Annotated in this window: 12 protein-coding genes; 10 read left to right on the top strand and 2 right to left on the bottom strand. The window is 52.5% G+C overall.

Going from position 1 to position 16,878, the window contains the following annotated elements; translation table 11 throughout:
- The first annotated feature begins 164 nt into the window (after window positions 1-164).
- Window positions 165-1,025 (top strand): NAD-dependent epimerase/dehydratase family protein, encoded by an 861-nt coding sequence (locus EVJ34_RS08525; protein ID WP_131485280.1) that lies wholly within the window; start codon window positions 165-167, stop codon window positions 1,023-1,025.
- 155 nt (window positions 1,026-1,180) lie between these two features.
- Here EVJ34_RS08525 and EVJ34_RS08520 read toward each other — a convergent pair whose 3' ends face one another.
- The gene (locus EVJ34_RS08520) at window positions 1,181-2,050 is read right to left on the bottom strand and encodes a tyrosine-type recombinase/integrase (RefSeq protein ID WP_131485279.1); all 870 of its coding nucleotides are present in this window, start codon (window positions 2,048-2,050) and stop codon (window positions 1,181-1,183) included.
- 5 nt (window positions 2,051-2,055) lie between these two features.
- Window positions 2,056-2,508 (bottom strand): sigma factor, encoded by a 453-nt coding sequence (locus EVJ34_RS08515; protein ID WP_131485278.1) that lies wholly within the window; start codon window positions 2,506-2,508, stop codon window positions 2,056-2,058.
- Between the two features lie 483 nt (window positions 2,509-2,991).
- Between EVJ34_RS08515 and EVJ34_RS08510 the strand changes: the two genes are divergently transcribed.
- From EVJ34_RS08510 to EVJ34_RS08470, 9 genes are all read left to right on the top strand, one after another.
- Window positions 2,992-6,033, top strand: a complete 3,042-nt coding sequence (locus tag EVJ34_RS08510) for an Ig-like domain-containing protein (protein ID WP_161568896.1) — start codon at window positions 2,992-2,994, stop codon at window positions 6,031-6,033.
- Between the two features lie 265 nt (window positions 6,034-6,298).
- Window positions 6,299-7,669, top strand: coding sequence for a PPC domain-containing protein (locus EVJ34_RS08505; RefSeq protein WP_131485276.1), 1,371 nt, complete (start codon window positions 6,299-6,301; stop codon window positions 7,667-7,669).
- Between the two features lie 226 nt (window positions 7,670-7,895).
- Window positions 7,896-9,047 (top strand): ROK family transcriptional regulator, encoded by a 1,152-nt coding sequence (locus EVJ34_RS08500; RefSeq protein ID WP_131485275.1) that lies wholly within the window; start codon window positions 7,896-7,898, stop codon window positions 9,045-9,047.
- 168 nt (window positions 9,048-9,215) lie between these two features.
- The gene (locus tag EVJ34_RS08495; protein ID WP_131485274.1) at window positions 9,216-9,665 is read left to right on the top strand and encodes a hypothetical protein; all 450 of its coding nucleotides are present in this window, start codon (window positions 9,216-9,218) and stop codon (window positions 9,663-9,665) included.
- 19 nt (window positions 9,666-9,684) lie between these two features.
- Window positions 9,685-10,986 (top strand): ABC transporter substrate-binding protein, encoded by a 1,302-nt coding sequence (locus EVJ34_RS08490; RefSeq protein ID WP_236636670.1) that lies wholly within the window; start codon window positions 9,685-9,687, stop codon window positions 10,984-10,986.
- 63 nt (window positions 10,987-11,049) lie between these two features.
- Entirely contained in the window at window positions 11,050-12,003 is a 954-nt protein-coding gene (locus EVJ34_RS08485) for a carbohydrate ABC transporter permease (protein WP_131485272.1), read from the top strand.
- A 12-nt stretch (window positions 12,004-12,015) separates the two neighbouring features.
- Window positions 12,016-12,801 (top strand): carbohydrate ABC transporter permease, encoded by a 786-nt coding sequence (locus tag EVJ34_RS08480; protein WP_021066292.1) that lies wholly within the window; start codon window positions 12,016-12,018, stop codon window positions 12,799-12,801.
- A gap of 18 nt (window positions 12,802-12,819) precedes the next feature.
- Window positions 12,820-14,808, top strand: coding sequence for a beta-galactosidase (locus EVJ34_RS08475; protein WP_131485271.1), 1,989 nt, complete (start codon window positions 12,820-12,822; stop codon window positions 14,806-14,808).
- Window positions 14,805-16,871: an alpha-galactosidase gene (locus tag EVJ34_RS08470; protein WP_131485270.1), complete on the top strand. Its 2,067-nt coding sequence runs from the start codon at window positions 14,805-14,807 to the stop codon at window positions 16,869-16,871. The genes EVJ34_RS08475 and EVJ34_RS08470 overlap by 4 nt, the downstream gene beginning before the upstream one ends.
- The last annotated feature ends 7 nt before the right edge of the window (window positions 16,872-16,878 follow it).

Here is a 16,878-nt window from a genome sequence, read left to right as displayed (position 1 = left end):
GGTGTGCACCTTAATCATAGGGAGGAAATGTGAAGGATGGCCGGGACTTTGGCATCGCCCGGTAAATTGTTTGTCACTCTTTGGTAAATAAGATTGCAAGACTGGTACATTTCAATGGCCGTAATCAAGAAAATACATAGTTAGTTTTTATAGGAGGGTTATATGTGAAAAGAGTATTAATCACGGGAGCGAATAGCTACGTCGGAAATGCGTTCAAGCAGTGGATTGAAGTGAATCATTCCGATGCGGTGCAAGTCGACACGGTCGGGATGCGGAACGGGGAATGGAAAACATTTTCGTTCGATGGATACGATGCGATTTTACATGCTGCGGGAATTGCTCATGTCTCGACGGACCAAAGTATGGAGGACCTATACTATAAAGTGAATACGGATTTGACGGCCGAAGTTGCAGAGAAGGCGAAGCAAGAAGGTGTGAAACAGTTCATCTTTCTCAGTAGCATGATTGTGTACGGAGATGCTTCAAACGCTCAAATGATTACACGAGATACAGTGCCAAAACCGACAAACTTTTATGGGAACAGCAAACTTCAAGCCGAGAAAAAACTTGAAGCACTAGCAGGTGAAGATTTCTTCGTCGCGAACGTCCGTCCGCCGATGATTTACGGGAAAGGGTCGAAAGGGAACTATATCAAACTAGCAGGTCTTTCAAAGAAAATTCCGTTCTTCCCGAGTTATCAAAATCAGCGTAGTATGATTCACATCGATAACTTGTCCGAGTTTTTAGCACAGGTCATTCTAAATGAAGACCACGGCACGTTCCATCCTCAAAACAAAGAGTACGTCTGTACATCAGAGCTCGTCTCGACGATTGGATCTGTCCATGGTAATCAGGTCAGAGCATTTGGCTTGTTTAATGGTGTCATTCGTCAGCTCGTTGACCGTAATGTGACTATCAATAAACTGTTCGGTGACTTCGCATATGCGAAAGAGTTGTCGACGTATGAACATGACTATCATGTGCGTGATTTTAAAGAGAGTATTATTGCGACTGAAAAGAGTTAATATTCTCACTACTGCTTCCGTAAAATCAAGGAGTTGCACCTGTGATTACAAAAACACTGGATCTGGTTTTGCTGTCGTTTCAAACGCACTATTCAAGCATTGATTAAAAAGATTGAGGCATGAGTAATCACTTACTCTCATACCTCAATCTTTTTTTATTCATTCAAGCTATCAATCAACTTACGACTACGTTCTCTAGAAACATGTAGATAGCGCTCGGTCGTACTGATTGACTTGTGCCCAAGGAGTTTGCCTACACTGAGCATATCTTGACTCTGATTGTACAGTGTTGTCGCAAAACTATGACGCAACATGTGGCTCGTCAGCTTCACCCCGAACTGTTCTTGTGCGATTTTTTTCAGATCATTGTTCACAAAGCCGGGTTGGACGACACGTCCGGTCGGCATCAAGAAAATGCGATTCGAATCCCCAACTTTTGGGCGATGCGTGGCGATATACTTCTTTAATTCCATGGTGAGTCGGGGCGTCATCGGGACGTGACGCGTCTTGTCGCCTTTTCCTTTTCGAACCGTCAACAACCGCTCCTCGAAATTGATGTGATCGAGCTCTAAATTCAAAATCTCACTGATTCGTAATCCGGCATCACCCCCGACGAGATAAATCGTATAGAGCGTGTAATTGCGGGCGTGATACAGCACCGTATTCAATTGGTCGCGGGTAATGATCGTTGGTGGTTCACTTACCCCCTCACGTGTGACGATTCGACCGAACGGATTATGCTTCATCCACCGTTGCTCGATGGCAAACGTGAATAATCCGCGGATGCGCATGATATAGGATTTCACCGTATTGTCGGCCATCCCGCTAAGTTGTTTCTTGTACGGGATCGCATGCTTCGCCTCGTCGATGTCTTGGATGTACACCGCGCCATGTTCGGCTGCATAGCGGGCAAAGCGCAGTAACGAATTGCGCGTGCTTTTCAGCGTCGTCTCGGGCGCTTCTTTTCGTTCTCTCATGTCTGTTAAGTACATGTCGATCGCATCAGTCAGTAACACGTGTTTCATGTCGTTCACTCCTTCAAGTTGATTGCCTCTTTCAGTTCCCGTTGGACGTCGGCCTTATATGCCCGTAAACGACTCGGCGAATAAGATAGCGTCTGTTCGGTCCCATCAATCAAGTGGCAGAGGAGTTCGAAATGGCGGGGTGACAGCAACAACCGCTGTTCGTCGAGCCAGTCGAAAAGATTACGCTCGGACGTCATGCATTGTTCCGGGATTCGTTCGGCGGCGACTTCGTGCTTTAAATGTCTGGCATTCTTTTGTTGGTGATTCAGGATGGCGCCCCGGATCCGTTGGAAGCAATACGTCTTCGATAGCGTACAGCCGCGATTCAACGCTTCCCATAGGGCGATCCTTGCGACTTGGGCGCAGTCTTCCTGTTCGTTCGGGTGAATCGATAGGTGGCGGATGACATAGTGAATCATCGGTTCCCATTCGTGGATTTGATCATCAAGTTGATTCATGTGGCAATTCGTTTCCGAGCGCTCTATTGATTTTCCTAGGTTAATTCGAGTATAGTCATCGATATTCGACGATTGGTTGTTGCTGTACGTTCGCCTCCCGACTCCATTCGTTATTGTAAGCCGATATTTCAATCAAGCCCTAGGCTTACGTGCGATAAGGGCACTAGTCCGCCTCGGATATCGATGAATATCCGGTGAATGTGAAAAGAGACTGATCACAGCCGGATAAATCGATCATTCTGGCAATCTGATTGATCAAACGGTGCTATGTACCGATAAAACTGTGGATAGCTCTATGGGGAGATCCTATTGCGTGAGAACTGTTTATTCATACATATTATTAGGTGTTAAAAAGAAAATATTTGAAAAAGGTAAACCTTAAATTCCTGATATAAACTATATTTAGTTGATATTTATGATGATGGAGGAGTTTAAGTGAACACATATTTTTCAAAGGTTTTATTCACGATGGGAGTAGCTTTTTTGGCTTTCGGGAATCCGGTTTCAGCGAACGAGAGCGAACCGATGCCGAAACGGGTCATCGTTCAAGTGAAAGGGACGGAGACGGGCGACCTTAACGGTGAGGTCATTTCGTCTAAACAAGTCAAAAAACAGACCACGCTTACACTCGAGGTGCCAAAAGGGACCTCTACGGCGGCGTTCATCAAAGAACTGAAGCAAGAGGAAAACGTGTTGCGCGTCGAGGAAGATCATTTGATGAAGTTGACGTATACACCAAGTGACATCTATTACGGTTACCAGACGCACCACAGTAACATTCAGTCCGAGGAGTCTTGGGAACGCTCGAGAGGTGGGAACGTTATTGTGGCGATTTTAGACAACGGGATAGACGTAAATCACGAAGACCTTAAAACTAATATTGTAAATCCATACGACGTCGTTCAGGATTCGCCGTATACGTTATCGCCAGGTGATCATGGAACACACGTTGCAGGCATTGTCGGTAGTCAAATGGATAACTATTACGGAGGGGTAGGCGTTGCGGCAGGTGCTTTCATTATGCCAATTGACGTGTTCGAGGGAACGTCTGCGTACACGTCTGATGTGATTGAAGGGGTATATCGTGCCGTCGACCAAGGGGCTGATATCATCAATATGAGCCTCGGCAACTATTATTACAGCACGTTGTTCCAACAAGCGATTTATTATGCTTATGCAAATGATGTCTTGGTGATCGCGGCCGCAGGGAATGATTCATCAACCTCGACCCACTACCCGTCTTCGTATGAACATGTGATCTCGGTCGGGTCGACAACATCTTATGATACATTGTCTTCGTTCTCAAACTATGGGTGGAATGTTGATGTCACAGCCCCGGGGAGCAGTATTTTATCGACGACCCCATATAATACATATAGCTATAAGAGTGGGACGTCGATGGCCTCACCGGTCGTTGCGGGCGTTGCCGCTTTAGTGAAAGCAGCAGAACCTAATATATCTGTCGATGAGCTCGCAGAACGTTTGACGAGTACCGCTGACGATTTGGGAAGTCCGGGACGAGATTATTACTATGGCTATGGACGTATCAATGCCAAGGCGGCGCTCATGATTTATCACGTGGACCCCGTTCAAGTCGATGCGTTTTCTGATTTGTCTGACGTTGTCACGGGTACGATCCCTCAAAATAATGGGTATGGCAACGTGGTCGTTTATGGTCCATCGGGTGAGTCGATTGGTTTAGAGGAAGGTTTGTATGGCGGTGATCGTTTCAGTATCAAGACGTCTCGTTATCCAGCAGGCACGACACTGAGCGCCATCTTTTATGATCGTTACGGAAACTATAGCGAACTCACCCGGTTCACGGTCGTCGATAAGACGGCGCCGGTGAAACCGAGCGTGAACCCAGTCAGCGATGCCGTTACCACGGTGAGCGGAAAAGCAGAGCCCGCGAGCACGGTGACCGTGAAAGCCGGCACGACGCTGCTCGGTCAAGTGACGACGAGCGAAGATGGCACGTACACGGTGACGATCGGGAAACAGAAAGCGGGGACGGTCCTGGTGATTGCGAGCACGGATGCCGCCGGTAATGTTAGCCCGATTGTAGAGACCACGGTCATGGATAAGACGGCACCGGTCGCACCAATCGTGTCAGAAGTGACGGATCAGTCGCTTGAGGTGAAAGGGACGGCCGAGGCGGATACAACGATTGTCGTCAAGGTTGGTGCAACGGAGCTCGGGAAAGCGACCGTCTCGAAAGAGGGTGCGTTCCGTCTCGCCATTCCGAAACAAGCAACCAACACACGTTTACGGGTCACGAGCATCGACCGAGCGGGGAACGTGAGTCCGGCAGTCGAAGTTGTCGTACTCGATCGGACCGCGCCATCGATTCCGACCGTACAGGAAGTGAGTGATCAGATGGTCACGGTTTCCGGTACAGCGGAAGCGAACGCCCGGATTCAAATCAAACGGGGCTCAAACGAAATCGGGACAGGAACGGTTCAATCGAACGGGACGTTCCAAGTCTCAATCGTCAAACAGGCTGCCGGTACTGTATTGACGGTGACTGCTATCGACGGCGCCGGCAATACGAGTCAACCGTTATCCGTACTCGTTACCGATAAGACGGCCCCTGCCTTACAAATTGATCAAATTACGAACCAAAGTGTGACGGTTCGCGGGGTTGCCGAGGCACGGGCAATCATCGAGATGACCGATGTACGACAAACGGTCAAGGTGACGGCAGATGAAAATGGCCGCTTCCGTTTTACCATCCCGGCACCGAAGACAGGTGAAACCTTCTCGTTCGTCGCTTCTGACGTTGCGGGCAATCAAACAGATGTCCTAAACATGACTGTGGTCGATGCGACGGCACCAATCCTTTTTGGAGTCTCGGATGTGGTTGTGGAGGCAGGACTAGCGTTTGACATGAAACGAGGGGTAAGCGCAACAGATGAAACGGATGGCCATCTAACGGCGAAGGTTGTCATATCTGGAGCGGTCGATGTCAAGAAGCCAGGTGTGTATGTTCTCACGTATACGGTGAAAGATCGCGCCGGCAACGAAGGCAAAATGATACGCCGCGTCACCGTGAAAGATACGGTCAAACCGGTCCTCACAGGCGTTAAAACGAAAACCATCTTCTGGAACAGTCGATTCGACGCAAAGAAAGGAATCACGGCGACAGACAACATAAGTGGCAACTTGACGAAGTCAATCAAAGTATCGGGCAAGATCAACGTCAAAAAAGTAGGTTCATATTATTTGACGTATAGTGTCACGGACAAGTCGGGTAATACCACGACGGCAGTACGAAAGATTGTCGTCAAAGATCATGTCAAACCTGTCATTTCGGGTGCGAAGTCGAAGACGATCAAATTCAAATCGAACTTCAAACCGTTAACTGGCGTGACTGCGAAAGATAACGTGGACGGGACGTTGACGAAGTCGATCAAAGTGACTGGAAAAGTGAATACGCAACGCAAAGGCGTCTATCCATTGACGTATACTGTAAAAGATAAGGCTGGTAACAGTACCGTTGTGAAAGTGAAGATCACTGTCAAATAAAACCATAATCTTTTATTCAACGACTTGGACTCATTCTTTTGGGTCCAAGTCGTTTTAGTTATCTCGACATCGGAAGCTATGGCTCTTTTCATTCGATGTTTTATCAAACAAAAGAGCGATGATCTGTTCAAACATGTTTGTCGAATCGTGTCAGATGATTGTGCGACGATATTGAAAAATCAGTTCCCATATTGTAAGAAAATGGCCTCTTCACTCAGATAAAGCTTTGTATACTGATGAGAGTTTGAATATAGGGAGGAAGAACATGAAGCAAGTCATACAAAAATGGATCAGTGCCGCGCTGGTGGTGCTAGTCTGTCTCACATTGATTCAACCTGTCACGACACAAGCGCAGGAAAATGTGATGGCGCTCAATAGCAAGGTTACCGGACAGATTACAGACACTAACAAAGTATTTACGTACAAAGTGACGCTGCCTAAGCGTGGAACACTGTCTATCGATTTAAAGTCGTGGATTGATTCGATTGTCGATTATCGCATTCTCGATAATCAAGGGACTGAGATCGAGGACGCTTCACTGTATGGAGATGCTCTGACACCTGGAAGAGAGATCGTGACAAAACGCTTTGAGGCAGGAGTATATTACGTTGAAATTTCTCAGTGGAGTGAAGGACATACTGGGAAATTCGAGCTGACGAATAGCTTCGCTGAAGTATCGACAGATGATCGAGAGCCGAACAACGGGACATCGGTTGCTCAACCACTTACGCTTGGAAAAAAGGTGAGGGGGTTTATCTCGGTACAAGATGAGAAAGATGTGTATCGCGTCGTCCTCCCGAAAGCAGGTACGTTATCTATCGATTGGATTTCTAACATCTCGGGAACGGCTGAACTGTATCTACGTAACGAACTAAATCAAGTCATTCGTCATGAGCAGATGAACAGTAAGGTCGAATCATCGAATCGCTACAAAGAACCAATCGACTTAGAACCAGGGACGTATTACATTGAAATCGAAGATTGGGATGCCCCTAATAACACTGGGAAGTATGAGTTGCTGGCAACATTCGTATCGGCTAACAATCGAGAGCTTGAGCCGAACAATGGGACGACTCAAGCGATGCCGCTTGCTTTTTATAAGCCTCTCACTGGGTTTTTATCATGGAGCGATACAGAAGATTTTTATAAAGTCAGATTACCGAAAGCGAGTACACTCACGATTGATATGAATTCGTTCGTTCAAGGTATCGCTGAGGTTGAGCTCTATGACGAAAATTATAAACGGCTAATGAAGGAATATGTGTATGGATCTGCCAGCTCACCAGGAAAATCTGTCGAATCACTCAAATTAAAGAGTGGGACATATTACGTGGCTGTCAAAGCATGGGATGCCAAATCTAACACCGGCAAGTACAGCCTGGAAATAAAGTCGAGCCATCTGTTACCATCACTCACGGTCAACGGGTTAACGACACGTTCGACGGTCATAAAAGGGAAGACTGCAAAATATGCGACTGTCTACTTTAAGATCGGTAAGAAAACTTACACACGTAAAGCGAATAGTAAAGGCGACTACTCGTTTAAAATGAAAAAACAAAAAGCAGGTAGTGTCATTCGCGTGACTGCAAAGAATAAATACGGATCGACGGTCAAACAAGTGACGGTGAAAAAATAATATCAATGAAAACTCGGAAGCCTGATGTCATGGATTCCGAGTTTTTAAGTTTGGCAGAAGCTTAAGAAAATCGTGACGTAGCGAATCCTTCTGATCAGCATATGATGGAATGCTGAAAATCAGAAAGCGAATGGACCTGTAGATTGAACAAGCTTATATGAATTCGGTTGAGCTTTTCCGTGACATGCTATACTAAGAAAAAAGCAAAGAAATGGGTGGAACAGTTATGGGGAAGACGACACCACGGAACTCGAAATGGATGCGGACGTATAACCGCTCGCTCATCCTCCGGCTCATCCGGCTCCATCAGCCGGTGTCCCGGGTCGAGCTCGCCAAGGCGACGAGTTTGACGAAGCCGACGATCTCGAACATCGTCAACGAGCTGAAAGAAGAAGGGCTGATCAACGAGCGTGAGCTCGGCGTCTCGAGTGGGGGACGACGGCCGATCATGCTCGAACTCGCCGCGAGTGACCGCTTCGTCATCGGTATCGACGCGACGCAGCGGCGGTTGCACGGCGTCGTCACGAACATCCATGGGGAGATGTTAGGTGAGGCGTGGCATGACGAGCGGTTCGATACGAACGAGGAGTTCATCGAAGCCATTGTAAAGCTATACATAGAACTGGCTGACAAGGCCGAAGGTGACGTCATCGGGCTCGGGGTGTCCGTCCACGGGATGGTCGAGGCGGGGAATGGGATCGTCCTATTCGCACCACGCTTCCACTTACATGACATCCCGCTCAAACAAGAGCTCGAGCAGCGCCTGAACCAGAACGTCTTCGTCGAGAACGACGTGCGGACGCTCGCTTTAGGGGAGCTCTACTTCGGCGAGGCAATCGGCATCGACGAGTTCTTCTACGTCTACGCCGGTTACGGGATTGGGGGTGCCTACGTCCACGGCGGGGAACTGATTGACGGGGAGCACCATATCGCCGGCGAGATCGGGCATATGCGCATTATGCTCGACGGACCGATCTGCTCGTGCGGCAACCGTGGCTGCCTCGAGGCGGTCGCCGGCGAACGGGCCATCTTGAACGAGGCCCGGCAGCTGAACCATGAGCTTAACTTGAACGATTTGCGTGACGCCGTCGGCACGAACGCCGACATCCAGCAGCTGTATGAGCGGGCCGGGGAGTACATCGGAATCGCGACGCTCAACATGATTCACTTGCTCAATCCGAACCGGATCCTGCTCGGGGGACCGCTCTTCAACTATGCGCCGAACGTCGTCGCCAACATCCAGGAGCGGGTCGCCCAGACGGCGTTGACGATGGACGCCCGCCAGACGGACATCCGCGTCGTTCCGTGGAATGCGAACCATGGCGCGCTCGGTGCGGCCGCCTTGATCACGAACCAACTGTTCGGCGAGATTCAATGATTCAATCGCTCTCACTTCGAGGGCGATTTTTTTATGTCGAAAAATAATTTGAATGAAACCGTTTACAAGTCTGAAAAGGATATGCTATAGTCTGTTTGTAGTTAGATAATAAATTTAATTTACTAAGTAAGGGGTGACACTCTCAAACGGGAAAGTGGAGGGGTAGACATGGACATAGAGACACCATTGCTGAAAGACAAGTTTCACGATATATTCGGTCGCTACGGGGCGACGCGGCTGTTCACGAGGGACGGTTCATCGTTCCGTGAATTGGAAGCGTTCACAAAAGCGGACGGCGTCGTCGTGACCCGCTCGCGACGGGACGGCATCTTCCGGCTCTACGACGAGGAGGCCCGTGACATCCGCCTGTTCCGCGTCTCGGACTTGAATCAGGCCGAACGAGCGACGAGCTTCGACGACCTGTTCGAGATGTTGCTCTGGCGCTTGAAGCAACAGGACGCGCTGCCGTTCGGGGCGGACCTATACGTCGTCGGCTCGTACATAGACGACCATTGGCAGGTTGATTTGGAACTGATCGCGTACACACTCACCCGGCTCGGGGACCAACCGATGCCAGACCACTTGATTCGGGAGCTTTGCCTCAAGCTGGTCGCATAACACTCAAAGGAGAATGGACATGAAGAAAACGACAATCGCACTCGCATCATCGGTACTCGTCTTGTCATCACTACTCGCTGCTTGCGGCGGAAAAGAAGAGGCGGCCGCAACGACGGAAGACGGCAAGCCGGTCATCAACTGGTGGGGCTGGGCGCCACAACCAGAAGTCGGGGAAGCCATGGCCAAGGCGTTCAACGAGTCGCAAGACGACTACGTCGTCAAGTTCAAACGTCTCGAAGACTATGAGCAACAGCTCCAAGTCGCCATGCTCGGCGGTGACGGCCCAGATGTCATCGGCCTCAAAGAGCCGATGATCCCGCAATATAAGGACCGCCTCGTCCCGGCGAAAGACTACATGGACAAAGCGGCCGGCGCGGGCTGGAAAGAGAAGTTGATCGAGCTCGGCGTCGAACAGACGACGGTCGACGGCGAACAGATGGCGGTACCGGTCGGCTTCACAGGTCAGGCGTATCTCATGTACAACAAGACGATGCTCGACACATACGGAGTGACGCCGCCGAAGACGTATGACGAGACGATCGCGGCGATCGACAAGATCAACGCCTCGGGCGACAAGGTCATCCCGATGCAGCTCGGCGCGAAAGACGCTTGGGTCGGCACGGACGTCTTCAACGTCTTGAGCCATCAGGTCGCACCAGGGTACATCCAAAAAGTACTCGAGGGCGAAGCGAAGTGGACGGACAAAGAGATGGTCGAGACGGCTGAATTGTGGCAGCAACTGTTCGAAGACAAGGTGTTCCAAGAAGGAGCGCTCGGTCTCGCGACATATATGGACGGCATGAACAACTTCTTCGACAAAAAGGCAGCGATGTGGGTCATCGGCTCATGGGAAGCCCACTCGATGACGACGGTCGAGAAGCGTGACAAGTGGAACAACTTCGAAGACGAGATCGGCTTCGTCCCGCTCCCGAACCTCGCGGGCGGCACAGAACAACCGGTCATCGCCTCGATCGACATGGCGCTCGGTGTCAACAAAGAGTCGAAACAACAAGACGGCGCGGCCGCCTTCATCGCCTACATGACGCAAGGCGAGGGCCAAGCGCTCTACATGGAGAAGTTCGAAATGGCACCAGCCATCAAGGACATCGAAGTGGCGTATGAGGACAAGTTCACGTCTGACGTGGAGCGCGAGTCATACGAGATCTTGAACGAGACGGTGAAGAACGCCGTCGCGGGCCGCGGCATCCGTGACCCGAAAGTATACGACACGCTCGGCAAAGAACTTCAAAACATCGCCGGCGGTCAAGACGCGAAAGAAGCGCTCGCGCGCATTCAAGCGATCGCCGACCAAGGGAAATAATCGAACGAGCGCCAGTGGCCAGCCTGACTGGCGCTCGATTTTTTATGAGAGTGAGGGAACCTTATGCAACACGCAACCGAGTTACCGGAAGAACAGCCGAAGCTGTCGGCGGTCCCGCCGAAACGACCGGATTCGACGAAAAAGAAAGCGCAGCTGAAGAAGAACTTGATCGGCTGGGCGTTCGTCGCCCCGACCGTCTTGTTCGTCATCGCCTTCATCTATTACGGCATCTTCTATAACGCCTATCACTCGCTGTTCTCGTGGGACGGCATCTCGTTCGAGAAGACGTACATCGGCTTCGAGAACTTCGGCCGCATGTTCAGCGACCCAGAATTTTATAACGCGCTCAAGAACACGGGCATCTTCACCGTCTTGACCGTGACGATTCAAGCCGGTCTCGGGCTCGTCTTGGCGTATTTGCTCCACACGAAAGGCGTCGGCCGCACGTTCTTCAAGTCAGTGTTCTTCTTCCCGGTCGTGTTGAGCCCGGTCGTATTAGGTGCCGCGTTCTCGCAAATCTTTGACTTCCAGTTCGGCTATATCAACGAATTCCTCCGGATGATTGGTCTCGGTGCGTTCGAACAGAACTGGCTCGGCGACCAGGACGTCGCCTTGTACGCCATCATCTTGATCAACATCTTCCAATGGACGGGTTCATCGATGATCATGTACTACATGGCGATGCTCGCCATCGAGCGTGAAGTGTTCGAGGCGGCCAATATCGACGGTGCCGGCTTCTGGCGCACGCTTTGGAGCGTCGTGTTCCCGAACTTGAAAGGGACGACGTTCACGCTGACGATTCTCGGGGTCATCGGTGGACTGAAGACGTTCGATATCGTCTGGATCTCGACGCAAGGCGGACCGGGGAACTCGACCGAGGTCATCTCGACGTACCTGTTCCGCAAATCGATGTTGCATCAAGAGGTCGGCTACGCCAGTGCCGTCGCCATCATCTTGCTGATCATCGCGCTCAGCATCACGTATTTCCAGACACGCGTACAGAAGAAAATGGACTGAGGAGGGATACCGATGGAAATTCAAACGAAAAAAGGAAGATGGCTCACCAATCTCGGCTTGTCGCTCATGGCGGTCATTTGGTTGTTCCCCATCTTCGTCATGTTCAAAGAGAGTTTACGGGTCAACGGCTTCAGTAACTATATCGCGACGTTACAGAACCCGAACTTCCCTCAGTTCGTCTTCAACAGTTTCATCGTTGCGTTCTTCATGATTCTCATCTCGATCTCGTTTCTCGCCTTCGCGGCGTTCGGCTTCTCGAAGCTCGAGTTCGCGGGGAAACGGTTACTCTTCAACCTCGTCTTGGCCGGGCTCATGTTGCCGGTCGCGTCACTCATCGTCCCGCTCTTCTTCACGCTGCGCAACCTTGACGGCTTGAACAGCTACTGGGGATTGATCGGTGCCGAGGTGGCGTTCTTCCTCCCGTTCGGTCTGATGCTCATCAAGAGCTACTTCGACGAGCTGCCGAACGAACTGATGGAAGCGGCCCATATCGACGGGGCGACGACGTTCCAAATCTTCTATAAGATCATGATGCCACTCGCCAAGCCGGCACTTGCGACGGCGACGATTTATGCGTTCCTCAACTCGTGGAACGAGTATTTGATGGTCCTCACGTTCATGACGGACCCGGCCTATCAGACGGTGACGATGGCCCCGACGTTCTTCACGGAAGCGCTCGGTGGTGATCCAGGTAAACTGTACGCCTCGCTCGTGTTGATCAGCTTGCCGACGATGGTGTTCTATATCTTCTTCCAACGCTTCTTACAGAAAGGCATGACTTCGGGAGCGGTCAAATAATCGATTGAGGTGAATCACATGTATGTAGGAGTAGATTATTATCCAGAACAGACGGACCGCGCCCTGTGGGACGAGGACGTCCGCTTGATGAAAGAGCTTGGTGTCAACGTGATCCGGATGGCGGAGTTCGCATGGACGATGATGGAGCCGGCCGACGGCGAGTTCGACTTCTCGTTTTGGGACGAGGTCGTCGACACGTTCGGCAAGGACTTCGACGTCATCCTCGGCACGCCGACGGCGACGCCACCGGCCTGGTTGATTGAGAAATATCCGGACATCTTGCCGGTGACGGCGGACGGGGTCCGCATCAGTTTCGGTGCCCGCCGCCACTATACGGTCAACAGTCCGGTATACCGCGAGTATTGCGAGCGCATCACGCGGAAGATGGCGGAGCGTTACGGGAAACACCCGACCGTCATCGGCTGGCAGACTGACAACGAGTACGGCCATGAGAAATCGGACCGCTCGTACGGCGACGTCGACCAAGTCGCGTTCCAAGCCTGGCTACAAGACCGCTATGAGACGCTCGACGCGTTGAACGCGGCCTGGGGGACCGTCTTCTGGAGCCATACATACTCGGCATGGAGTCAGATTCCGGTCCCTCGTACCGTGTTCCAAGAGCACAACCCGTCGCTCCTCGTCGACTTCGACCGCTTCTGTTCGGACGCTTACCGTTCGTTCAACAAGCTCCAAGTCGACACGCTCCGGCCGCTCATCCATGACGACGCGTTTATCACACATAATCTCGTCTATAGCGACATGGCGATCAACCAGCAACAGATGGCCCAAGACCTCGACTACGTCTCGTTCGACAACTATCCGGTCTGGGGCGGGCTACCGGAGCCGAACCGCTTCGAGAAGACGGCACACGACCACGATCTGTGCCGCTCATCGAAACAAGGCAAAGGCTTCTGGGTGATGGAGCAGCTCAGTGGCGCGCAAGGTTGGAGCCGCATCGGCTACTTGCCGCGACCGGGCCATATCCGCTTGTGGACACATCAAGCCGTCGCGCGTGGCGCTGAGGCGATCGTCTATTTCCGTTTCCGGGCGGCCCATTTCGGCACCGAGGAATTCTGCCACGGCATCATCGACCACGACGGCAAGCCGAAACGGAAATTTGATGAAGTGCAGGGCGTCATGAAAGAGTTGACGACGCACGGCGATATGATTAACGCCGCGGAATACAAGGCCGACGTCGCCGTCTACTTCGACCAAGAGAACTTATGGGCGTGGACGCATCAACCGCACTCGGACGCGTTCAACTTCAAACAAGAGTTCGTCCGTTTCTACGGGGCGGCCGTGCGTCAAGGTGTTAACACGGACATCGTCTTCCCAGGGGACGCGCTCGACAAATATAAACTCGTCGTCGTGCCACTCTATTTCCTCGGAAATGATACGTTCGATGTATCGCTCATCGAGTATATCGAGAACGGCGGCCATGTCATCTTCACGTACCGGACGGGCGTCAAAGACCCGATCAACCGCTGTCACGTCGACACGCTCCCGGGCAAGTTCGCCAAATACGCCGGCATCGAGATCGACGAGTACGAGAGCCTGCAGGCGGTCCAGTCGAACCGAGTTAAACTTGGTGATTATGTGTCGGATGCGAACATCTGGTGTGACTTGATCACCCCGAAAGGAGCCGATGTGCTCGCGACGTATGAGCAGGCGTTCTATAAAGGGACGGCCGCCGTCACGCGCCACACGTATAAGGGTGATGTGACGTATATCGGCTCATCGGTCGACGATACGATGCTCGATGTGATTTACAACGAGGCGCTCACACGCGCCGGCATCGACGCCGACCGTCTTCCGGACGACGTCGAGAAGGTTGACCGTCACGGCGACGGCTACGTCATCCGCTTCTATTTGAACCATTCGACGGATGTGACGTCCTCGGTCGACGTATCAGGTGACTGGAAGACGCTCGACGGGGAAGTCGTCTCAGGCACGCTCACGTTGAACCCGCTCGACGTCGTCATCTTGAAGCAGGAGGTAGGGGTATGATCCATCAGTTCGATAATCGTTTTGTGATCGAAGGGACAAGCCTCGCCTACGTGTTCGATATCGACGCACGCGGACGGCTCGTCCATCAATATCTTGGCGGTCGGCTCCATGAGTCAGATTATGCCGAGTTGCCGGATGCACGGATTCTCCATTCGTCGTTCGAGACACCAGAAGGCGTCGCCGCCTACGAGTTCGCCTCGTTCGGCGACCTCGTCTACACGGAGCCGACGTTGAAGAGCCACACGGTGCGTGAACGGCTGCATGCCTTCACACTCCAAGATGCGCGCATCGATGGCGACACGCTCGAGCTCGACTTAGTCGACTCGATTCAACAGTTGACGGTGACGCTTCATTTCACGGTGTATGCGGCGTACGACATCATCGAACGCAAGATGACACTCAAAGCCGGGGAGACGGTGACGCTCGAGAGCGCGCAGTCGTTCAGCCTCGGCTTGACCGAGCGTAAGTTGCGTCTCAGTCATTTCAGCGGGGCGTGGACGAGCGAGTTCCAGCTCCAGCAAGGCGACTTGCTCCCGGGCAAGAAGACGATTGAGAGCCGCCGCGGCTTGACGAGCCATCAAAGCAATCCGTGGTTTGCGCTCGACCAGTCGGCGACGGAAGAAAACGGTGAGGTCATCTACGGTTTCCTCGGTCATTCCGGCAACTGGGCGATCCACTTCGAACGCGACCAGTTCGGCTTCACGCAAGTGACCGCCGGGCTCAACCCGTTCGACTTCGCGAAGACTCTCCAAGCGGGCGAGTCGTTCACGACACCGACCGGCTATATCGGTTACACCCAGCAAGGGTTCGGCGGCATGAGCCGGAACGCGCACGATTTCGAGCGCGACGTCATCATGCCGGAACGGACGCGCGAGACGCTCCGACCGGTCTTGTATAACTCATGGGAGGCGACGTACTTCGACGTCAGTGAGGAAGGCCAGAAACACCTCGTCGATGAGGCCGCCGCCATCGGCTGCGAGCTGTTCGTCGTCGACGATGGCTGGTTCGGGGAACGGAACTCGGACGCGGCCGGTCTCGGTGACTGGCACGTCAACAAAACAAAATTCCCGAACGGCCTCGAGCCGCTCATCCGCTACGTCGAGGACAAGGGTCTTCAGTTCGGCCTCTGGGTCGAGCCCGAGATGGTCAACCCGGATTCGGACTTGTACCGGATGCACCCTGATTGGATTTACCACACGGACGGCCGCCCGTCGACGACGTCGCGCAATCAGTTCGTGTTGAACTTGGCGCTCCCGGAAGTCGAGGCGCACGTGACCGGTCTGTTGGACGAACTGCTGTCGAAGCATGCGATCCGCTATATCAAGTGGGACATGAACCGCGCCTTCTCAGAGCCGGACAGTCCGCAATTACGCGACGCGAAAGAGCTGTGGCTCCGCCACACGGAAGCCGTCTATCGCATTCTCGATACGCTCCGGGCCAAACATCCGGACGTTGCCTTCGAGTCATGTGCCGGCGGCGGAGGACGGATCGACCTCGGTGTGCTCACACGCGTCGAACAGGTTTGGACGAGCGATAACACCGACGCGCTCGACCGGCTCGAGATTCAAGAAGGCTTCTCCTACGCCTATAACGCCAAGATGATGAGCTGCTGGGTGACGGACGCGCCGAACTGGCTGAACGGCCGCTCGCTCCCGCTCGGCTATCGCTTCGTCAGCGCCATGCAGGGCACGCTCGGCATCGGCGGCAACCTGCTCGAATGGAGCCAAGACGAATTGGCGGAAGCGAAACAGTGGATTGAGACGTACAAGGCCATCCGCCCGCTCGTCCAGCACGGCACGAGCTATCGCCTCGCCTCGCTCAAGACGGACGGCGTGCACGCGATGGGCTATACGGACGGTGAGGACTATGTCGTCCTCGTGAACGCCGACCGCCGCCATTACGGCAAGAATCGATTGCGCGTCAAACTCGCCGGGCTCGACCCGGAGCGCACTTATGTATATGAAGGAAGACGTTTGAGCGGACGCTATTTGATGGAACAAGGCCTCACACTCACACAACAACAGGACTATGACGCGTATTGCCTGGTCATCCGCCCGGCATGAGCAAAGA

The sequence above is a fragment of the Exiguobacterium sp. SL-9 genome (assembly GCF_004336985.1).
GTDB lineage: Bacteria > Bacillota > Bacilli > Exiguobacteriales > Exiguobacteriaceae > Exiguobacterium.
This window is presented reverse-complemented; position numbering and strand designations above follow the sequence as displayed.